Annotated in this window: 17 protein-coding genes and 2 pseudogenes; 5 read left to right on the top strand and 14 right to left on the bottom strand. The window is 33.6% G+C overall.

The features are described 5' to 3' along the window. Positions 1-233 precede the first annotated feature (233 nt). The 4 genes from Q0075_RS04175 to Q0075_RS04160 form a co-directional block, all read right to left on the bottom strand. Positions 234-617, bottom strand: a complete 384-nt coding sequence (locus Q0075_RS04175) for a hypothetical protein (RefSeq protein ID WP_297868414.1) — start codon at positions 615-617, stop codon at positions 234-236. A gap of 243 nt (positions 618-860) precedes the next feature. Beyond that, positions 861-2,270 (bottom strand): rhodanese-like domain-containing protein, encoded by a 1,410-nt coding sequence (locus Q0075_RS04170; RefSeq protein WP_297868413.1) that lies wholly within the window; start codon positions 2,268-2,270, stop codon positions 861-863. Positions 2,271-2,334: 64 nt separating this feature from the next. After that, positions 2,335-3,111, bottom strand: coding sequence for a sulfite exporter TauE/SafE family protein (locus tag Q0075_RS04165; RefSeq protein WP_297868412.1), 777 nt, complete (start codon positions 3,109-3,111; stop codon positions 2,335-2,337). Continuing rightward, on the bottom strand, positions 3,111-3,743 hold the full coding sequence (locus Q0075_RS04160) for a Crp/Fnr family transcriptional regulator (protein WP_297868411.1): 633 nt from the start codon (positions 3,741-3,743) through the stop codon (positions 3,111-3,113). The genes Q0075_RS04165 and Q0075_RS04160 overlap by 1 nt, the downstream gene beginning before the upstream one ends. 83 nt (positions 3,744-3,826) lie before the next feature. On the opposite strand from Q0075_RS04160, the gene Q0075_RS04155 reads away from it, so the two are divergent. Further along, complete coding sequence (locus Q0075_RS04155) at positions 3,827-4,408, top strand: hypothetical protein (protein WP_297868410.1); 582 nt, start codon at positions 3,827-3,829, stop codon at positions 4,406-4,408. A gap of 7 nt (positions 4,409-4,415) precedes the next feature. After that, positions 4,416-4,634 carry a hypothetical protein gene (locus Q0075_RS04150; protein WP_297868409.1) on the top strand — a complete coding sequence of 73 codons (219 nt, stop codon included), beginning with the start codon at positions 4,416-4,418 and terminating at the stop codon, positions 4,632-4,634. A 14-nt stretch (positions 4,635-4,648) separates the two neighbouring features. On the opposite strand, the gene mnmE is transcribed toward Q0075_RS04150, so the two are convergent. The 6 genes from mnmE to Q0075_RS04120 form a co-directional block, all read right to left on the bottom strand. Next, the gene (mnmE, locus tag Q0075_RS04145) at positions 4,649-6,049 is read right to left on the bottom strand and encodes a tRNA uridine-5-carboxymethylaminomethyl(34) synthesis GTPase MnmE (protein WP_297868408.1); all 1,401 of its coding nucleotides are present in this window, start codon (positions 6,047-6,049) and stop codon (positions 4,649-4,651) included. 375 nt (positions 6,050-6,424) lie between these two features. Beyond that, entirely contained in the window at positions 6,425-7,543 is a 1,119-nt protein-coding gene (gene dnaN / locus Q0075_RS04140; protein ID WP_297868407.1) for a DNA polymerase III subunit beta, read from the bottom strand. 88 nt (positions 7,544-7,631) lie between these two features. Then, the gene (gldG, locus tag Q0075_RS04135; protein WP_297868406.1) at positions 7,632-9,320 is read right to left on the bottom strand and encodes a gliding motility-associated ABC transporter substrate-binding protein GldG; all 1,689 of its coding nucleotides are present in this window, start codon (positions 9,318-9,320) and stop codon (positions 7,632-7,634) included. After that, the gene (gene gldF / locus Q0075_RS04130) at positions 9,314-10,039 is read right to left on the bottom strand and encodes a gliding motility-associated ABC transporter permease subunit GldF (protein ID WP_291106818.1); all 726 of its coding nucleotides are present in this window, start codon (positions 10,037-10,039) and stop codon (positions 9,314-9,316) included. The genes gldG and gldF overlap by 7 nt, the downstream gene beginning before the upstream one ends. Positions 10,040-10,153: 114 nt before the next feature. Next, positions 10,154-10,450 (bottom strand): antibiotic biosynthesis monooxygenase family protein, encoded by a 297-nt coding sequence (locus Q0075_RS04125; RefSeq protein ID WP_297868405.1) that lies wholly within the window; start codon positions 10,448-10,450, stop codon positions 10,154-10,156. A gap of 4 nt (positions 10,451-10,454) precedes the next feature. Further along, the gene (locus tag Q0075_RS04120) at positions 10,455-11,282 is read right to left on the bottom strand and encodes an SAM-dependent chlorinase/fluorinase (RefSeq protein WP_297868404.1); all 828 of its coding nucleotides are present in this window, start codon (positions 11,280-11,282) and stop codon (positions 10,455-10,457) included. Between the two features lie 106 nt (positions 11,283-11,388). On the opposite strand from Q0075_RS04120, the gene Q0075_RS04115 reads away from it, so the two are divergent. From Q0075_RS04115 to Q0075_RS04105, 3 genes and pseudogenes are all read left to right on the top strand, one after another. After that, positions 11,389-12,342 carry a PhoH family protein gene (locus Q0075_RS04115; protein ID WP_231843481.1) on the top strand — a complete coding sequence of 318 codons (954 nt, stop codon included), beginning with the start codon at positions 11,389-11,391 and terminating at the stop codon, positions 12,340-12,342. Positions 12,343-12,365: 23 nt separating this feature from the next. Next, a pseudogene (locus Q0075_RS04110) lies at positions 12,366-13,171 on the top strand (KilA-N domain-containing protein). A gap of 84 nt (positions 13,172-13,255) precedes the next feature. Continuing rightward, a complete protein-coding gene (locus Q0075_RS04105) occupies positions 13,256-14,206 on the top strand; it encodes a phosphoribosylaminoimidazolesuccinocarboxamide synthase (protein ID WP_297868403.1) in 951 nt (316 codons plus the stop codon). A 121-nt stretch (positions 14,207-14,327) separates the two neighbouring features. Here Q0075_RS04105 and Q0075_RS04100 read toward each other — a convergent pair whose 3' ends face one another. The 4 genes and pseudogenes from Q0075_RS04100 to Q0075_RS04085 all read right to left on the bottom strand — a co-directional run. Further along, positions 14,328-15,854 (bottom strand): T9SS type A sorting domain-containing protein, encoded by a 1,527-nt coding sequence (locus tag Q0075_RS04100; protein WP_297868402.1) that lies wholly within the window; start codon positions 15,852-15,854, stop codon positions 14,328-14,330. A 245-nt stretch (positions 15,855-16,099) separates the two neighbouring features. Next, positions 16,100-16,582, bottom strand: a complete 483-nt coding sequence (locus Q0075_RS04095; protein WP_297868401.1) for a protease complex subunit PrcB family protein — start codon at positions 16,580-16,582, stop codon at positions 16,100-16,102. A gap of 107 nt (positions 16,583-16,689) precedes the next feature. After that, positions 16,690-19,776 (bottom strand): S8 family serine peptidase, encoded by a 3,087-nt coding sequence (locus Q0075_RS04090; RefSeq protein ID WP_297868400.1) that lies wholly within the window; start codon positions 19,774-19,776, stop codon positions 16,690-16,692. A 289-nt stretch (positions 19,777-20,065) separates the two neighbouring features. Continuing rightward, positions 20,066-20,499: pseudogene (locus Q0075_RS04085) on the bottom strand (M42 family peptidase); the annotation flags it as partial.

Genomic DNA, 20,499 nt, shown 5'->3' with positions numbered 1-20,499 from the left:
ATGTCGCCGCCTTTCTTTTGAAAACCCTTCATCTAACGATGAGGGGTTTTTTGTTACCAATATACCGTCCCGATGGGACTAATAAACCACCTCAATTAGGTGGTTTTGTTGTTTTTATTATTATAATAAATGGCATTTCTGAATCATAATCAATGCCGTTTATTTTTTTGCGAACTAGTTAACTAATACTTAGTTTTTTAGGATTTTTAATGGTTATAGTACCGTTTTATCCATTATTTTTTTGGCATATTTGTAATATCTTCTCTAGAAAATCCTGCTTTTAAGATGGCTACAGTATCTTTGATTTTTTTGTCTGAATATATTTTTTTAATATTTGTATTACTTGGCAAATAGACAACTTTGTAAAAATCGCCTAACTTTATGTTTTCTTCTAAACCAATAAAACTTTCTGATTTTTTTAGTTTTCCATCCACGTAATAAATATATTCAAATCCTTTTCTCTTAGATATACCTTTAAATTTAATTACTTTACCAATAGTTTCAATCCCATAATTATTTAATTGAATAGAATTGTTGTAGGATTTTACTACTGAATATAACACGGATACTATACATACCACGATAATTATATAAGCTAATTTTTTATTATTTTTCATTAAATGATTTATTTTCTATACATTTCAAATCTAATAATTTTAAATTAATTATTCAACTGAAAACCAATTCCGCGTTAGGGATAGTAGTAGTTGTTTGAGCTCTTACTTAAAATGCCTAAGCTTTTTAAGTAAAGCGAGTGCGGATAGCCCGACCTGTCATTGCGAGGCACCAAGCAAACAGGAACGCCCATAAAAAAATCCGACTCTTTTGAAGTCGGATTCCGTATTATATTTTTAATAGTTTTATTTCAACGTACTCGGGCAAACATATGCCGTTAAAGGAACATCAGTAGTTCTGATGCCTGCCATTCCTTTTTCTACGTTAATCATGTTGTGGTAACCTCTTGCTTTTAAGATTGACGACATAATTACCGAACGATAACCTCCCGCGCAATGGATGAAGAATTTTTCATCTTTAGGAACTTCGGCTAATTGCTCGTTAACGTAATCTAATGGGATGTTTTTAGCATTTACAACGTGTTCGGCTGTAAATTCTCCTGGTTTTCTTGAGTCGATTACCAGTGCAGTTTTGTATTGTGCTGCGAAAACTTCTGGCGAAATGGATTCAATATTATCGGTTTCGTAACCTGCAGCTTTCCATGCTTCTATGCCTCCTAATAAGAAGCCTAAAGTATTATCAAATCCTACACGAGATAATCTTGTGATGGTTTCTACTTCTTTCCCTTCTGGTGTAATTAATAAAATAGGTTGTTTGGTATCTCTAATTAATGCGCCAACCCAAGGCGCAAATTGTCCGTGTAATCCAATGAAAATGGAACCTGGTACATGTTCTTTTACGAAATCATTCTCGTTTCGAACATCTAAAATTAAAGCATCTGTTTGATTTGCAACGGCTTCAAATTCTTTTGGATGTAAAGGCGTTTCTGCTTTTGACATTACGGCATCCAAACTTTCATACCCTTGAATGTTCATCAATACATTTTGTGGGAAATAAGCTGGTGGAGGCGTTAATCCATCTAATAATTCTTTGATGAATTCTTCTTTCGTCATATCGGCTCTTAAAGCGTAATTGACTTTCTTTTGATTACCTAAAGTATCGGTGGTTTCTTTACTCATATTTTTTCCACAAGCACTTCCAGCACCGTGATTTGGATATACAATTAAATCATCACTCAATGGCATAATTTTATTGCGCAACGAATCAAATAAATGACCCGCTAATATTTCTTGGGTTAAATCTTCTACCAATTCTTGTGCTAAATCAGGACGACCAACATCACCAATAAATAATGTATCTCCCGTAATAATTCCGTGTTGTTTTCCAGTTCCATCAGTAACCAAATAACATGTACTTTCTAAAGTGTGACCTGGTGTGTGAATGGCTTTAATCGTAACTTCACCCACTTTAAACTCTTGTCCGTCAGTGGCAACAATGCATTCAAAATTAGGTTTTGCAGTGGGACCATAAACAATTGAAGCTCCTGTTTTCTTAGCCAAATCTAAATGTCCTGAAACGAAATCAGCATGGAAATGCGTTTCGAAAATGTATTTGATTTTAGCGTTGTCTTTATTGGCTTTTTCGATATAAGGTTGTACTTCTCTCAATGGATCAACAATGGCTGCTTCTCCATTGCTTTCAATGTAATACGCTGCGTGAGCAATGCATCCAGTATATATTTGTTCAATTTTCATAATATCTTATTTTTTTTGCAAATTTACATTCTAAATTTTACTTCTTCTGTACTCAAAGTTACATTTACATTTCTTTTAACAAGATAATGGCAGCCATTACCAATATAAAGTAAGCAAAAATCTTCTTCAATTGGCTTTCATTCGTGTATTTTGTGAGGTACATTCCTAAAAATATTCCCGCTACCGAAATAGCCGAAAACGTTAACAAAAACAGCCAATCGATTTCTAAATTCTGCACATCACCCATAAATCCTACCAATGAGTTCATGGCGATAATGAATAAGGAAGTGCCAACGGCTTTTCGCATCGGTAATTTGGCAAATAAAATCAATGATGGAATAATTAAAAATCCGCCACCGGCTCCAACTAATCCAATGATGATTCCAATGGTAAAGGTTTGAATTCCGATAAGAATAAGATTCCTTTTTTCTTCGCTATTGGTGTTTTGACTTTTCTTTTTTAAAACTGAAAGTGCTCCAAATACCATAATCACAGCGAAAAACAACATCAAGAATGTTTCTTTTGTGATGAGAATAGGTGATTCTATAATTATTTCAGGAATTCTCGGAACAATAAATTTTCGGGTTAAGTAAACTGCTATGAAAGACGGAATGGCAAAGATGAATCCGTTTTTAATGTCAACTAAGTTTTTTCGGTAGTTTTGAATTGCGCCAAAAGTAGATGTCGTTCCAACAATAAACAACGAATAAGCGGTTGCTGTAACGGGATTTATGCTCATTAAATACACTAAAATCGGAACGGTTAAAATAGAGCCACCACCGCCTGTTAGTCCTAATACTAATCCGATGAACAAAGCACCAATATAGCCTAAAATCTCCATTAGAATTGAAGGATTTCGATTTTATTTCGGTGTAATTTGATTTTGCCTTGCAATTCTAACGCTTTCAACAAACGTGAAATTACAACTCTCGATGTATGCATTTCGTAAGCGATTTCTTGATGCGTATTTTTGATTTCGGTATCGCCAATAACTTTTGCTTTATCCGTTAAATATTTGTACAAACGTTCGTCTAAATTCATGAAAGCCAAGGTGTCAATCGCTTCTAACATTTCGTTTAAACGCACATTATAGCTGTCAAAAACGAAGTTTCGCCACGTTTTGTATTTGGTCAACCATTCTTCCATTTTTTCTACAGGAATCATTAACATGGCGCCATCCGTTTCGGCAATAGCTCGAATGCGACTTTTCGATTGTCCCATGCAACACGTTAAAGTCATGGCACACGTATCGCCACGTTCTAGGAAATAGAGTAACAATTCATCACCATTTTCATCTTCTCGTAATATTTTTATCGCGCCAGTCAATAAAAGTGGCATCGTTTTGATGTAATCCCCAATCTCAATTAGGAAATCATCGGCTTTAAATTCCTTATAAACCGCTACTTTTGCGATTTCATCTAATAAAGCTTCTTCAAAAATATAACCGTAAGCTTGTTCTAAAATGTCTCTCATTCGTACTCCTTTTTTGTAAAGATACAACGATTCTTTAAAAATCAAATGTTACTTTTGTTACAAAGAAATCGAATAGACACTTTATGACTCAAAAAAAATACAATAAAAACAATTTTCATAAACACACTTTTTGTGAGTTTACCGAAGTCGATGCGACTACGATTTCAAATATCGAGTGGCATTACAAAAGTAAATCGGGAAGTGGTTATTGTTTTACTGAGCAAGGTGTTTATCGTATTTCGAATCATTGGGGAAGAGCTGCAAATTGTAGGTGGCGTTTGATTTTAAGAGCAAGTTCAAAAACAGGGGCAAATACAAGTTCAAGGGCAAAAATCAATAACAGTCAACATCGAATTGGTTATGCGAAATGGACGGATTTTTATCCGAATAACGAAACTGAAAAGCTTTTTTATATAGAGGTTAATTTCGACACTAAAGAAGCAACATTCCAACACAAAGACAATCCGAATTATGATGGAATTGCTGTTTTTCGTAATGCTTCCGAAACGGCAAAAGTCATCCGACAAATAAAAGAAATTTTAGAATCAGATGCTTGGTCGAAATATTTAGATTTTGATGATTTGGAGCAACTTCGAAAAAAAATCATTCAAAAGTTAATTACGGATCATCAATCTTTAGCGACAATAAAAAAAGAATTATTTTAAATAAAATATGGAAATACAATTTGACGCAATTAAAAAAGACATTCAATCTATCATCGATCATATGGCGATTAAGAATTTTTCAGAAGCTAGTCTTCAATTAGTTCAAGTTAGCGATGTTTTAGATGAAATGATTGATGGTACAGAAGACGAAGTGGTTTTGAGAGAAATTAGCAAGTACCAAGTTTTATTGAATCATTTGCAGATTAAAATGAGTGGTGTGAAGTGAAAGTTCTAAATACATTACTTCCCGATACAGAAATTAGCAAAAATGTTTCCAAGCAACTCATCATTCGTAACTTCCCCAGTAATCTCACCAAAGTAGTGTAGGGCAGAGCGAATATCAATCGCCATTAAGTCCGAAGAAAGTCCTGAGTCTAATCCCCATTTCACTTTTTGGACCTCTTCTAAAGCTTTTAATAAAGAGTCGTAATGACGCGTGTTGGTTACGATTGTTTCATTGTTTCTTAGTGCGCCAGTATTTACTAAAGAAAGTAATTCTTCTTTTAATGTATCGATACCTGATTTTTCTTTAGCTGAAATAGTTGCCAATTTAACATTCAATTCTTTTAATTGTTGGCGAATTTGATTCACTTCTGACTCCGAAATTAAATCGATTTTATTGACTACAACTATAAGTTGTTTTAATGGGTATTTATTTTTTATTTTTTCAATTTCGGTAATGTATTGCGAACCTGAAACTTGAAACTTCGAACTTTCAAACAAATAAATCACTACTTGCGCTTGCTCAATCTTCTCAAATGTCTTCTGAATCCCGATGCTTTCCACTACATCTTTCGTTTCACGAATTCCTGCCGTATCAATAAATCGAAAACCAATGCCGTTGATAACCAATTCATCTTCAATCGTATCACGAGTTGTTCCCGCAATGTCAGAAACAATGGCACGTTCTTCATTCAATAAAGCATTTAATAAAGTCGATTTCCCAACATTTGGTTCGCCCACAATCGCAACTGGAATACCGTTTTTAATAACATTTCCAACGGCAAACGAATCAATCAAACGTTTTAAAACGAATTCAATGCGCTCTAACAATTCATGAAATTGTGTTCTATCGGCAAATTCCACATCTTCTTCGGCAAAGTCTAACTCCAATTCGATTAATGAAGCAAAATTCAATAATTCTTCACGTAGTTTGGCAATCTCGTTGCTGAAACCGCCACGCATTTGTTGCATCGCAATTTGGTGCGATGCTTCATTATCCGAAGCAATTAAATCAGCCACAGCTTCGGCTTGCGATAAGTCTAATTTCCCGTTTAAAAAAGCACTTAAGGTAAATTCCCCAGCCTGAGCCATTTTAGCGCCTTTACGAAGCAATAATTGGATGATTTGTTGTTGGATAAAAGTAGAACCATGACACGAAATTTCAATCACGTTTTCCCCTGTGTACGAATTCGGACCTTTGAAAATGGAGAGCAATACTTGGTCATACACTTTTCCATTATCCACAATATGTCCTAAATGAATGGTATGGGTTTTCTGTTTCGTGATATCCTTTCCTGAAACCGATTGAAATACGTCAGCAGCTATTGTAATAGCGTCTTTACCTGATAATCGAATAATAGCAATCGCACCCGCTCCAGACGGTGTAGCTAAAGCAACTATAGTTTCTTGTGGAATCATGTTCTAAATTTAATCCTGCAAAGATAAATCAAAGTCAGAAGTTAGAAGTTAGAAGTTGAAAGTTTTTTTAGTTGCACAAAGTCTCACGAAGTTTAACACAGCGTTACTCGAAGTTTTTCTTTGCGTTCTTTGCGAAAAAACTTTGCCTCTTTGCGTTAAAGTTGTTACACAAAGTCTCACGAAGTTTAACACAGAGTTACTCGAAGTTTTTCTTTGCGTTCTTTGCGAAAAAACTTTGCCTCTTTGTGTTTAAATTCAATCCTTGCCGTTTACATAAAAATTAAAAAACCACTAAAGCTGGAGCTCAGTGGTTCTTAAGTTAGTTAAGGTTGGTAATAAGATTCTCAGTTAAACTGTAAAATCAATTATTGTGAATTAGTTGCTCAACATTACAGGCATTACTAGCATTGTAACGGTTTCGCCTTCGTCTAAGCCGTCAACTGGAGTTAAAATACCCGCTCTATTTGGCATCGACATTTCTAATTGGATTTCATCACTTGATAAATTATTCAACATTTCCGTTAAGAAGCGTGAGTTGAACCCGATTTGCATATCGTCTCCTTGATAATCACAAGTCAAACGCTCGTCTGCTTTGTTAGAGTAATCGATATCTTCTGCCGAAATATTCAATTCAGTTCCAGCGATTTTTAAACGAATTTGGTGCGTTGTTTTGTTAGCAAAAATAGCCACACGACGAACCGAGTTTAAAAACTGAACTCTGTTGATTAATAATTTGTTTGGATTTTCTTTTGGAATAACCGCTTCGTAGTTTGGATATTTCCCATCAATCAAACGACAAGTCAATACATAATTTTCGAAAGAGAAAGTTGCATTAGAATCGTTGTATTCGATAGCTACTTCAGCGTCAGATGCTGCTAAAATTCCTTTTAAAATGTTTAAAGGTTTCTTAGGCATAATAAAATCAGCTACTTGAGATGCTTTTACATCGGTACGAGCATATTTTACTAATTTGTGAGCGTCTGTTGCTACAAAAATTAATCCCTCTGGTGAAAATTGGAAGAAAACACCACTCATTACAGGGCGTAAATCATCGTTTCCAGCTGCAAAAATAGTTTTACTTACTGCAGTTGCTAATACTTCCGCAGGAACTAATGTTTTTGAAGGATCGTCTAAAACTACTGCTTTAGGGAATTCTTCTCCTGGAGCGTAAGCAATCGCATATTTACCCGAGTTTGAGCTAATTTCTACAGTCGAATTGTCTTCTACAGTAAACGTTAACGGTTGCTCTGGAAATGTTTTTAAGATATCTAATAAAAGTTTCGCTGGAATAGCAACGCTTCCTTGACTCGTAGAATCAATTTCTAACGTAGCCGTCATCGTTGTTTCTAAATCAGAAGCTGAAACTTTTAATTGGTTGTTGTCTAATTCAAAAAGGAAATTATCAAGAATAGGTAAGGTGTTACTACTGTTGATAACACTTCCTAAAACTTGTAATTGTTTTAATAAATACGAACTCGATACTATAAACTTCATCATCTTGTATTTTAAAATCGTGATTTGATTTTATATTTTACAAATATATTCTAATTCTGTTCAACCGCAAAAACAATTTTATTAACAACTAGCGGCTGTATTTTCTTTTACGTAGGAATGTAAATAAAAATCCAAAGATAGCTAAAATAACTATTGGTAATCCGACAGTTACCATTTGGGCGGTTGTGTAATTTTTATATACCTCTTCTTTGTTTAAAAGGGGTAAATCTACATCTTTACTTCGGATGTTAATAAGTCCGTTGTCGTCTAAAAGGTAATTTACACAGTTCATTAAGAATTCTTTGTTTCCGTAAAGCTGATTTGTCCACTTATCGAACCCTAATTCTAGTGGTACGCCTTTGTCCAATTGATTTTTAATCACATCACCATCGGAAATCACAATCATCTTGTTTTCTTTTCCAGTGGCTTGGAACGAATTGTCTTTGAAAGGTAATACTCGATTTTGGTAAGCCGATTTGAATTTTCCTTCCATCAAAACCGCTACTGGAAGCAATCCTTTACCTTCATATTCTTCAGGAGTGGTTTCTTCAGTCACCATGTCTAATGAAATCGGACTTGGTGTTCCAACGGTTTTAGAATATTCTGACGAACTCAATAGAACGGTTTTCTTGATATCGTTTTTCAGGATTTCGATTGGAGAAGCAAATTCAAACTTAATCCCTTCCATGTTTTTCACAATCGGATTCGTTGAAGTTGGATAGATAAACGGCGCAAATTTCCAAGTGTATTCTTGCATTTGCGTTTCGCTTCCTTGATTTCCTGAGGCTAATTTAATTGGCGTTGCATATTCGTCTTTCACCAATAATGGATTAATACGAATTCCGTATTTGAAGAACATATCGGTTAAGTTCAACTCGCGTTGTGCGGCTAAAATGGTACCGGTTTCGTTGTACAAACTGTCCATATCCGCTGAAACGACATCCACTAACCACAGGGTTTTTCCACCATTCATAATGAATTGGTCTAATACTTGTTTTTCTTCTTCGGTGAAGGCTTCTGTGGGTTTAGCAATTACCGCTAAATCGTATTTTTTTAATGCTTCTAAAGTCTGAGTGGGTTGTTTCGCTACCGAATCTAACGTAAAAGGTCCGATATAATAACTTTCTTTAACCGTTCTTAGGAAATCCGCCATGAAAGGTTCTAAAACTTCTCCATTCCCTTTGATTACGGCAATTTTCTTTTGTTTTTCTTTCGAAATTTTATTGATAGCTTCTGCAAAACCAAATTCCAAATGCTGTACCGAACTAATTACTTTTTGTTCTGTAGAAGCTCCCATTAGGTTTTTCAACAACGCCACTTTCGTGAATTTATCACCATACGTCGCTTGTGCCCAAGGGAAAACTACTTCTTGCGATTGTTTACCTTTGTCTTCCACGGTAATGCTTAATGGTTGCATACCTTTTGCGTAGAATTCTTTCATTTTTTCAACTCGTGTTTCCTCTTTTTCAATCGGATTTTTGAAGTTGAAAATAATGTTCGAATTATAAGCCGTGAATTCCTCTAAAAGTTGTTTGGTTTCGTTTTGTAAACGCTTGAATTCTGGTGGAAAATTGCCTTCTAAATAAACTTCAATGTATAACGGACTTTCAACCTCTTTAATAATGTTTAAAGTCGTTTCGGATAACGTATAACGTTTGTCTTGCGTTAAGTCGAAACGTTTGAAAAAGAAGTTGCTGATTAAATTGATAACGATAATCGCTAAAAATACAATTCCTAATTGCTTTAAAGCTTTTGATTTGTTGGCCGCCATTACCATTTCAATGATTTAAGTTGATAAACCGTTGCCGATAAAAATAAAAACGTCACACTCACAAAGTACACAATATCACGTGTATCTAACACACCGCGACTCATACTTTTAAAGTGATAATCCATTCCTAAAGCAGCAAACATCGAACTGTAATTTCCAAGGAACGACGCAATGCCATCAAACCCAAAATAGAAAAAGAAACAACAAAAAACCGCAATTATAAATGCCACAATTTGGTTATCTGATAAAGTAGAAGCAAAAATTCCAATTGCCGTGTAAGACGCAATTAAGAACAACAATCCGAAATACGAACCAAGCGTACTTCCCATATCAATATTGCCTTGCGGATTTCCAAAATGCGAAATTGTCAACACATAAATGATCGTTGGAACAATCGCTAAGATGATTAACACCAAAGCGCCTAAGAATTTTCCGTTTACGATGTCCCAATTTGAAAGCGGTTTGGTAAACAACAACTCAATCGTTCCTTGTTTTTTCTCATCCGAAAAACTGCGCATGGTTACAGCAGGAATTAAGAAAATTAAAATCCATGGTGCCAATTTGAAAAACGGACTCATATCGGCAAAACCCGAGTTTAAAATATTGAATTCGCCTTCAAAAACCCAAAGAAATAATCCGTTGAGTAAAAGAAAAATCCCGATGACTAAATATCCAATTGGCGAACCAAAAAAGGATTTTATTTCTCGTAATAATAATGCTTTCATTTTTTATTTTTTGTTTCAGGTTTCAAGTTTCAAGTTTTTTAACTCTCAACTCCAACTTCTAATTTCTGAATTCTAAATTCTAAATTCTAAATTCTAAATTCTAAATTCTAAATTCTAATTTAATGTTACCAATCTATCCACGCTCCAAGCTTCAGGTTTATCGCTAAATAAAGTTTTTGTGTATGTCCAAACGCCATCAAACAAAGCTGATTTTCTGTAGTTTTCTAACGCTTCTTCGTTTTCCCAATAACTATAGGTAAAGAAAATACGTTTGTCATTTTTGTCTTGATACAATTCTAAGAAACGGTTTCCTTCGAAGTTTCGTATGTGGTGTTTCACTTCTTCAAAATTATTTAAAAAAGCTTCGATTTTATCTTCGTGAAAACGCATTTTTACAATTCTTATGAACATATTTTTATTTGAATTTAATGGATACCGTATCTCTAAAATGCAATCCTAATAAGGTGGCTGCCGAACCTACCGTTTTTGGATTACTCTTATATATGGCAATTTCTAAATAGCCGTTTTCATTGAATAACGCCAAGAAATCACCTTCTAAATCTTTCAATTGTTTGACATCGGAAACTGGAAAATCGGAGTAGTTTTTGTGCAAACGACTGAATTTCTTGTTTTTTATTACGATTTCGAACTTTCTGCCTCTGATGGTTTCGTTAAATTGTTTGTACGAAATATTAGTAACGCAATTTCCAAACGAATCGATATACACAATCTGACCTTTAATTTCGTTTAAATTATCGGAAATAGAAGAAGTCAAAACGTTTACCGGTTTTAATGATTGAATTTCCTTACCAATCACATTCAGCAAACCACCTCGTGCAATATGACACGCAACTGCTACGAAAACATCCATATCACTTGCATCAATATTCAATCGGTCGTGGATGGTAATGGCTACGATTTTCTGTGGAATTTTCTTCTGAATTAACGCATTCAAAATTCCGTTATCGGCACAAATGAAGTAATGATCGTCCCATTGCATTGCAATATGTTGTGTGTCGCCCACACGTTCACTATCCACACCAATAATGTGAATCGTGCCCTTTGGAAAGTTATGATAAGCAGCTTCAATACAGTAACTCGCTTCTAAGGTATTGAATAAGTCAATCTCGTGCGAAATGTCTACAATAACCGCTTCTTTGTGTTCCGACAATATTTTTCCTTTCAAAGCGCCTACGAAGTAGTCTTTGTGTCCAAAGTCGGTAGTTAAAGTAATTATTGACATTTTTTTGTTTATAACTTATTTGAAATTCAACAGTAGTTTTTAGTAAATTTGATTGCAAAGCTACTACAAATTTAGCGTTTCAAAAATAATTAAAAAAAGAAAGCCTTTGAACGAAAGAATCATTGAATTAGTCGACATTGCTCCAAAAGAATTTTGGGGTGCGCAAGATGCTCATCTTGAAACTATTAAGAAGTATTATCCAAAACTTAAAATCGTAGCACGAGGAACTACTCTTAAAGCGTTTGGTGAGCCAGAAATCTTGGATGAGTTTGAAAATCGCTTCAAAAGATTGATGCATCATTTTACGCGTTACAACAGTATTGATGATAATGTTATTTTGAGGGTTTTAGAAACGAGTCATCAACATGATGCCGAACACATGCACGATCGCGATAAGATTTTAGTGCATGGTGTAGGAGGAAAGTTAATCAAAGCCATGACGCCTAACCAACAAAAATTGGTGGATTATGTACATAAAAACGACATGGTTTTCGCTATCGGTCCAGCCGGAACAGGAAAAACGTATACCGGAGTTGCCATGGCAGTAAAAGCATTAAAAGAAAAACAAGTCAAGCGAATCATATTAACACGTCCAGCTGTGGAAGCAGGGGAGAACTTAGGTTTTCTTCCTGGTGATATGAAGGAAAAGTTAGACCCATACATGCAACCTTTATACGATGCGTTGCGCGATATGTTACCACCACAAACTTTAGAAGATTACATTTTAAAAGGCATCATTCAAATTGCTCCGTTAGCGTTTATGCGTGGACGAACGTTAGATAACGCTTTCGTAATCTTGGATGAAGCACAAAATACCACGCATTCCCAAATGAAAATGTTCCTAACACGTATGGGAAAAAACGCCAAATTCATCATCACAGGCGACCCAGGTCAGGTGGATTTACCACGAAGAACGATTTCAGGATTGAAAGAAGCCATTTTAGTTTTGAAAGATGTTGAAGGCATCGGAATCATTTACTTAGATGACAAAGATATCGTGCGCCACCGTTTAGTGAAGAAAATTATTGATGCATATAAGAGTATTGAGAATAATGATTAGTTAGTTGTAGTTAGGTTTAATTTATGGCAAAAATAAATGTAAAAGAAACTGAGATAGCAATCATCAATAATAGTGATAATGACTATATTTCAATCACAGATATTGCAAAATATAAAACCGATGACGCATCCGCAGCTATTGGTAATTGGATGCGAAACAGAAATACCATTGAATTTTTAGGTCTTTGGGAAATTATACACAATCCAAATTTTAAACCCCTCGAATTCGAGGGGTTTAAAAAAGAAGCCGGATTAAACGCTTTTACAATGTCACCTCAAAAATGGATTTCATCAACAAGTGCGGTTGGATTTATTTCAAAATCAGGTAGATTTGGCGGACTTATGCTCAAAGAGATATCGCTTTCAAATTTGCGAGTTGGATTTCAGTTGAGTTTGAACTTTATCTTGTTAAAGAATTCCAGCGACTTAAAGAAGAAGAACAAAAACAAATTGGTTGGTCTGCTAAAAGAGAATTAGCTAAAATTAATTATAGAATTCATACCGATGCTATCAAACATAATTTAATCCCACAAGAGCTAACATTACAACAAACCGCTTTAGTTTATGCTAATGAAGCAGATGTCTTGAATGTAGCACTTTTTGGAATAACTGCTAAAGAATGGCGTGAACAAAATCCAGATGTAAAAGGGAATATGCGTGATTATGCAACTATTAATGAATTGATTTGTTTGAGTAATATGGAAAATTTAAACGCCGTTTTAATTGATGAAAAAATCCCACAAAAAGAACGATTAATCAAACTCAATAGAATTGCTATTCAGCAAATGAGTATTCTAGAAAATGTTGAAGAGAGAAAATTTTTGAAGTAAAACCAACAAATATTTAATTTTAATAAACGCTTTTATTAGCGTCTTTTTTTTACTTTTGCACCACACAAACAACAACACAACATAATGAACACAATTACGACTACCCATTTCAATTTTCCAGGGCAAAAATCGGTGTACCGTGGAAAAGTTAGAGAAGTTTACAATATCAATGATGAATTATTAGTGATGGTCGCTACCGATCGTCTTTCGGCATTTGATGTGGTTTTACCAAAAGGAATTCCTTACAAAGGGCAAATCCTCAATCAAATCGCTACGAAGTTCATGGAATTAACTGCTGATATCGTACCCAATTGGTTAGTAGCCACTCCAGATCCAAACGTAGCGGTAGGACATTTATGTGAGCCTTTCAAAGTGGAAATGGTAATTCGTGGGTATTTATCAGGACATGCAGCGCGTGAATATGCAGCAGGAAGAAGAATCCTTTGCGGTGTAGAAATGCCAGAAGGTTTAAAAGAAAACGATAAATTCCCAACACCCATCATCACGCCTACAACGAAAGCAGATAACGGTTCGCACGACGAAGACATTTCGCGCGAAGCTATTTTAGCTAACGGAATTATAACCGAGGAAGATTACTTAGTTTTAGAAAAATACACCAGAGCTTTATACCAAAGAGGAACTGAAATTGCAGCCTCTCGCGGTTTAATCTTAGTTGATACCAAATACGAATTCGGGAAAACAAAAGACGGACAAATTGTATTAATCGACGAAATCCACACGCCAGATTCTTCTCGTTATTTCTACGCAGAAGGCTACCAAGAAAGACAAAACAACAACGAAGAACAAAAACAATTATCAAAAGAGTTTGTACGTCGTTGGTTAATTGAAAACGGATTCCAAGGAAAAGAAGGCCAACAAATTCCGTTTATGTCAGACGAATACATCGAAACGGTTTCAGAACGTTATATTGAGTTATTCGAAAACATCATTGGCGAAAAATTCGTAAAAGCGGATATTTCTAACATCAATGAAAGAATTGAGAAAAACGTTTTGAATTATTTACAAAATAGATAAGATATAGAAAATCCCGCAAAAGCGGGATTTTTTGTGTTTTTTAGTTTGCCACGTGAAGGGATTCGCGCCTTTACTTTGCAATTAAAAAAATCATTAAATTTATTCAATTTCATAATTTAATTTAATGTTTAATTAATTTTTTTATCTCTATTTTACCGTTATTACAAGTTATTTTACATAAGTATATACCTTTTTTTAGATTTTCTGTGTTAATTACAGAAAAGTTACTACTATATTCTATGTTGATTTTTTTACCTAAATAATCATAAAATTCAATTGATTTAATTTTTTCAGGGTTATCAATATTTAATGAGTTATTAAATGGGTTTGGAAATATTTCAACTCTTTCAATCCAGAAATTTTCATTATTTAAATTTTCTGATTCTACTTTAGCATGAGTCACATTATAGTTTCCTAACATACCAGAATTACCAGACATTATAATAGACGATTGATTGTCAAGAATAAAGCTTTTAAGAATATCTTGTTGATTTGTTGGATTTAAATATAAGTAACCATTGGTATTAAAATTTGTATTGATTGTACCATTTTCATTTAAACAAATAATTTTAAAAATAGGCTCATCATTTTCAAATTGCACACCTCCCAAAAATATGTTACTATTCTGAAGATAAAAATCTTGTATATTACTAAAATTTTGAAATATTCCATTGTTTCCAAACGTGTCAATAAATTGGCCATTTAAATTAAATTTTATCATTAAATAATTATTTGCAACATATCCACCACAAATATAATTTCCATCAGGACTTTTACTTATTTTATTTAAATATTCAAATACAGAATTAGATATATTTATATCGGTAATCAATTTACCATTATTAGCAAATGACGTATCATAACTCCCATCGAGATTTAATTTAATAATTGCTGTTTTTGGATTAGATGATATTGTGCTGTCATAACCACACAATAAGAATTTATTATCATCAGTTAATAGAAGATTCAATAAATTAAATTTAAAATTTGAGTCTCCAAAAGTTAAAATTCCATTCGTTCCAAAATTTGTATCAATCACACCATTTGAAGTCAATTTTACCAGTGCCCCAAAAAAATTATTATTATTGTTGTTACCTGAAATACCTACAATAATTTTGCCGTCATTTTGAGGAACAATTGAACATAAATTTGTAGAAGTAATTGAATTGAAATTAGTAATTTTTAAAATGCCATTATCTGCAAATGAATAATCTGGTATCCCATTACTACTATAACGGGCAATATAAGGAGAATTGGGAAAAACACCTAAAAGTGGATTTTCTATCGTAAATGAACCTCCAAGAAGTATTTTGCCGTCATTTTGAAAAACAACATCATAAGGAGTGTCTTTATAATCAATATTTGTCTGTATTAAACCATTGTTTCCAAACATTTGATCTGGTGTTCCATTTTGATTTAATTTTAATAAAAATGAATGTGTAATTAAATTTGGATTAGGACTATTTAACAAATGATAACCAATGGTCAAGATTTTATTATCAGGAGTAATTATTGTTTTTTTTGGTTCGGATATGTTTTCTGTTTGAACTATTCCGTTTACGCCAAAACTATTACTTAATTGATAAGTTTGACAGTGTGCGATTTTTATAAAAAATATGCTGACTAAAATTAAAATATTTTTTTTCATAACAAATATTTTTATTGTTTAACTAACGTTTTAGCGTCTATTATTTGCCCATTGCAAATAAGAGCCACTGTATAAAATCCATTTGGATAATTCGATATGTTAATGTTTGTTTCAGAACTACTAAGATCTAAAATATAATTATTAGAGGAATTTGTAGTACCATAACTCCCTAAAATCATTAAATAAGCTGAATTTGCTCCGTTTAGTTTATAACTTACCATGCAGTATTGGTTATCCTATATACTTTATTCAAAAACTATTGGCTTAGTTGTTTTTGGAATTTTCACAATATGATACGGTTGCGTAACTACAGATGAACCATTGCCAGTTAATAAGTTTTCTACTGTAACAACTATATTAGATTCATATTCTGTAATATTTGTTATATCTATTGAATGTCCTCCGCCACCATAAACTTGATCGAAAACAGCAATTACAGTAAAATTTGTAAAATCGACGTTAGTTTCTATAAAGTGTTGAGCTAAATAGTCTTCTCCCAAGGGTAAATAATATGAATCTATTTGATTTAAAAGTAGATTCCAATTTGTTGATTCATTGTAAATAGTTTTTTGTTCCGAAATACCAACAGATGAGCTGACACCTACATTACGTTTACTAATTAATGTAGGATTTATTGTAACAGGAACAAACGGTGGTGTTGTTTCGGGTTCATCATTATTACAACTTACAATAATGCAACTAACCAATAATAAGAATAAATTTTTCATGTGTTTAAATTTTAATTTTTTAGCGGTAACATATGGTATCGCCTTTTTAATAATTGGTTTTTGCTCACGCAAATTTTTTGTAAATGGCAATTTCATAACAAATATTTTTATTGTTTAACTAACGTTTTAGCGTCTATTATTTGCCCATTGCAAATAAGAGCCACTGTATAAAATCCATTTGGATAATTCGATATGTTAATGTTTGTTTCAGAACTACTAAGATCTAAAATATAATTATTAGAGGAATTTGTGGTTCCATAACTCCCTAAAATCATTAAATAAGCTGAATTTGCCCCGTTTAGTTTATAACTTACCATAATAGCATTTGTAGCTGGATTTGGAGTGACATTCTCTAACGTACTTGGTTTTAATTTTACTTCAACTTCTTTGTAATCTTTGAAACCATCAGAAGTTGCAATGACTTCTAACTTGAATTTTTCGGCAACTGCATTAGCAACTTGTAAATCTTTTCCTTGATAGATTAAATTTCCTTCTTTGTCATACCAGTTATAAATCGCAGGTTCGTTAATATCTTCTGCACTTATGGTAATGGCTTGGTTTAAATCTACTTCTTTGTCTGGTGCTTCTGCTTCAAAAATTGGTCTTGGGTTTTTATTAATTATAAAAGTTTCACCACCTATGACTTGTCCTGTTTCAGCATCTTTTTGAATGACATGATAAGCATAATTTGTTTTATCAGTTAATTCTTTGGTTAGGAAATTAAAATCTAATCGTAATGTTCCAATTTCATTAGCATTGAATGAAATATTATCAATAATTACATTGTTTCCTTTCACAATTTTTCGTTTCTCTTCGGCAGTTGGGTCGAGTAATTGTGCTTCTTTTCCGCCTCTTTCCCATGCGTTAAAAAGAACATCATCCATTTTTAGACCAACTTCTGCCTCTTGATAGATAGGTTTTCCTGTTTCTAAATCGGCAACTTCTAATTCTAAAAAGAATGTTTTAGGATGATTAAAAGGATTTCCAACTGCTACTAAACCACCGGGATTTTCAATGTTATCTGGTAATACATCTACAACCGTTACATTTTTCCAAGCAATGTTATTATTGTTTCTTACATTTCCATTTAAGTCACCTGTTTCAGGGAAAGTCATTGGATCTGTTGTGGCTTCAATTCTTGCTAACAAACAAAAATGCCATTGGTCGCCATCATTACCATAATTTGCAGGATTAGGAACTTGCCATGGAAAAGTTAAAATGGTTTCTCCACCTGCTGGAATTACTGGAATGGTTAAAGTGCCAATTGGATTTCCCATATTAGGATATGGCACACTTACCCCACCAGTCCAAGGACTTGGCCAACTTAATCCAGTCGATGCTTTTGCCCAATACAATTTTAATTGTTCATTACCTGTTGAAGCCACACAACTTTTATTGATAACTCTAACCATTACAAAGTTTGGATTACCAAGTGCAGAATAATCAGGATTTTGATGTGTTAAGCCATTGTCGTTATTATTTCTTACCCAAATATTATCACTTGTCCACATATATTGTGTTACTGTGTTAGGTTCAGTTCCTGTGTCGTCTTGGCTGTCTTTTACTATTAAATCTAAAGTTGCAGAACCCATACTTTGAGCCATTACAACTGCAGCATACGCATCAACTAATCCATAGCCTACTTCATTGTGCCAAGTGCCATTTGGACGATTTGCATTTGTTGTATAAGCATAGCTACCTACTTTTTGAGAAGTTGTTTCAATTATTGTAGCCACTTGTTGTTGAGTTAAACAAGGGTTAACTGACAAAATAAGTGCGGCAATACCTGCAACGTGTGGTGCAGCCATTGAAGTACCGTTTAAATATTGTATGCTATTCTGTGTTGAAGTTGATCTTATTTGAAAACCAGGTGCAACCACATCAAGTTTTGCTCCGTATGCAGATTGCTGGTTTGGAGGAAAAAATGCTCTTTGACCGTTTTGATCAATTGCACCAACAGTAATAATATTTGGGTGAAAGTTTCCAGGATAATCAATACCACCATTATTGCCAGAAGCAAAAACAACAATTGAGCCTTTGCCATTTCTTCCGAGTGTCATAGCACTTGTTATGGCGTCTTCTAAAATTCTGGAATTAAAAGTAGGATTAAAAGCTCCATTTTGGTCACCCCACGAGCAATTAATAACATCTGCACCATTTTGCCAAGCCCAACTAATTCCACTTGCATATTGACTTGCAGCCATGCTAGGAAATAATAATCCGCTATGACTTACACTCATAATCTTGGATTGAGGCGCAACACCTACAACTTGTAAATTGTTGTCTTTTATTGCAGCTATTGTTCCTGCTATGTGAGTACTGTGCGGGTCATCTGGTGTTACTTGGCTAGGAGAAGAACCAATTTCCATATTAAAACTTAAAGGATAGATGTTAGCCGCTAAGTCATTATGCGTTAATTCAATTCCAGAACCATCAACTACTGCAACTTTAATACCATTTCCTTGTGAAACATTCCAAGCTTGACATGCATTAATATCAATATTTGGATTTGTAGCATTATCTAATCCCCAAAGTGAAGAAAAATTGGTGTCGTTGGAACAAGATGATATTAATGAAGTGTTAGGAGTATTATTTAGGGTATTTTGTTCGTTATCAAAATCAAATAAAAATCCTGGGTCAATATCTTCAAACAAACCCGTTTCCCATAATTCAGAAGTTAAAGTCAGAGTGTTTTGAAGAGAATTTGGGTTTATTTTGAGTTGATACCAAAGAGGCATAAAAGGGATTTGTTTTTCAATAATTGCTCCTTTTGCAATTGCTCTTTCTTGCAATAATGAATAATCAGTAGAACTTTTTAGCTTAATGTAGAAAATGTTTGAAATTCCAATTGAAGCAATATTATCACCTCTTTTAAAAAACAAATTAACATGATTGATATATGGATTGGATTTTAGAGAATTATACTTTTGATAAAACTCTAAATCTGTAGGTTCTGTTAAAAACTCTATTTCAGAATATTTTAGATTTTCTGAAGAGTATAAATTGAAATCTTTAATATATAAATTTGAAATTGAATTTTTCTCAAACTGTGAATTTGTAATTATGCTTAACTTTGTTTTATCGAGTGTTAGATATATTTTTTGGCCTTTGTAGTAATAAAAATGATTTTCCTGTGCATTCAAACTTTGAAAGCAAGAGTAGAATACAATAATTAATAATAGAAATTTCCTCATAAGTTGTAAATTTAGTTATTTTAGTATAATTCTTCTTTTTTTGAGATTATTTAATGTATTTAGGTAAATAGTAAATATTATTAAGTTAATGCTATTCAATGGTCGCAATTTAAAACAAGTTGATAAAACTATTGCTGTAGTTTTTCTGCATATTTTCATAAATCTCAAAAAAAAGCACAAAAAAAGTCCTCAAATACATGAGGACTTTAGGTTTTAGGGGTAAAAAAACTATTCTCGATACATTTTTTGTTCCGCTTCACTTCACAAAGAACACTCGAATTGACGTTTTTTATTTAAAATAACTAAACGTTTCGTTATTTTCAATTTTCAATAACGTTTCGTAAATCAATTTAATCACATTTTCTACGTCTTCGCGGTGTACCATTTCTACAGTGGTATGCATATAACGCAACGGTAACGAAATTAAAGCTGAGGCAACACCACCATTGCTATAGGCAAAAGCATCGGTATCGGTTCCCGTAACGCGAGAAGTAGCATGGCGTTGGAAAGGGATTTTGTTTTCTACTGCTGTGTCCACAATCATTTCACGTAACACGTTTTGTGTCGCAGGAGCGTATGCAATAACGGGTCCGCGTCCCATTTTTAAATCGCCTTCAATTTTTTTATCAATCATTGGCGTAGTCGTGTCGTGGCAAACATCGGTCACTATGGCAACGTTCGGTTTAATGCGTTGGGTAATCATTTCGGCACCACGCAAACCAA

This window comes from uncultured Flavobacterium sp. (genome assembly GCF_937967675.1).
Lineage (GTDB): Bacteria > Bacteroidota > Bacteroidia > Flavobacteriales > Flavobacteriaceae > Flavobacterium.
The sequence above is the reverse complement of the archived record's forward strand: the minus strand, read 5'-3'. Positions and strand labels throughout refer to the sequence as shown.

What these genes read in the sequence shown, in the direction of transcription:
- Q0075_RS04125 (WP_297868405.1), bottom strand. Translation starts at nt 10,450, where the DNA reads ATGTTCATAAGAATTGTAAAAATGCGTTTTCACGAAGATAAAATCGAA.
- Q0075_RS04105 (WP_297868403.1), top strand. Translation starts at nt 13,256, where the DNA reads ATGAACACAATTACGACTACCCATTTCAATTTTCCAGGGCAAAAATCG.
- Q0075_RS04095 (WP_297868401.1), bottom strand. Translation starts at nt 16,582, where the DNA reads ATGAAAAATTTATTCTTATTATTGGTTAGTTGCATTATTGTAAGTTGT.
- Q0075_RS04160 (WP_297868411.1), bottom strand. Translation starts at nt 3,743, where the DNA reads ATGAGAGACATTTTAGAACAAGCTTACGGTTATATTTTTGAAGAAGCT.
- dnaN (WP_297868407.1), bottom strand. Translation starts at nt 7,543, where the DNA reads ATGAAGTTTATAGTATCGAGTTCGTATTTATTAAAACAATTACAAGTT.
- gldF (WP_291106818.1), bottom strand. Translation starts at nt 10,039, where the DNA reads ATGAAAGCATTATTATTACGAGAAATAAAATCCTTTTTTGGTTCGCCA.
- Q0075_RS04165 (WP_297868412.1), bottom strand. Translation starts at nt 3,111, where the DNA reads ATGGAGATTTTAGGCTATATTGGTGCTTTGTTCATCGGATTAGTATTA.
- Q0075_RS04100 (WP_297868402.1), bottom strand. Translation starts at nt 15,854, where the DNA reads ATGAAAAAAAATATTTTAATTTTAGTCAGCATATTTTTTATAAAAATC.
- Q0075_RS04120 (WP_297868404.1), bottom strand. Translation starts at nt 11,282, where the DNA reads ATGTCAATAATTACTTTAACTACCGACTTTGGACACAAAGACTACTTC.
- Q0075_RS04170 (WP_297868413.1), bottom strand. Translation starts at nt 2,270, where the DNA reads ATGAAAATTGAACAAATATATACTGGATGCATTGCTCACGCAGCGTAT.
- Q0075_RS04175 (WP_297868414.1), bottom strand. Translation starts at nt 617, where the DNA reads ATGAAAAATAATAAAAAATTAGCTTATATAATTATCGTGGTATGTATA.
- Q0075_RS04090 (WP_297868400.1), bottom strand. Translation starts at nt 19,776, where the DNA reads ATGAGGAAATTTCTATTATTAATTATTGTATTCTACTCTTGCTTTCAA.
- Q0075_RS04155 (WP_297868410.1), top strand. Translation starts at nt 3,827, where the DNA reads ATGACTCAAAAAAAATACAATAAAAACAATTTTCATAAACACACTTTT.
- Q0075_RS04150 (WP_297868409.1), top strand. Translation starts at nt 4,416, where the DNA reads ATGGAAATACAATTTGACGCAATTAAAAAAGACATTCAATCTATCATC.
- gldG (WP_297868406.1), bottom strand. Translation starts at nt 9,320, where the DNA reads ATGGTAATGGCGGCCAACAAATCAAAAGCTTTAAAGCAATTAGGAATT.
- mnmE (WP_297868408.1), bottom strand. Translation starts at nt 6,049, where the DNA reads ATGATTCCACAAGAAACTATAGTTGCTTTAGCTACACCGTCTGGAGCG.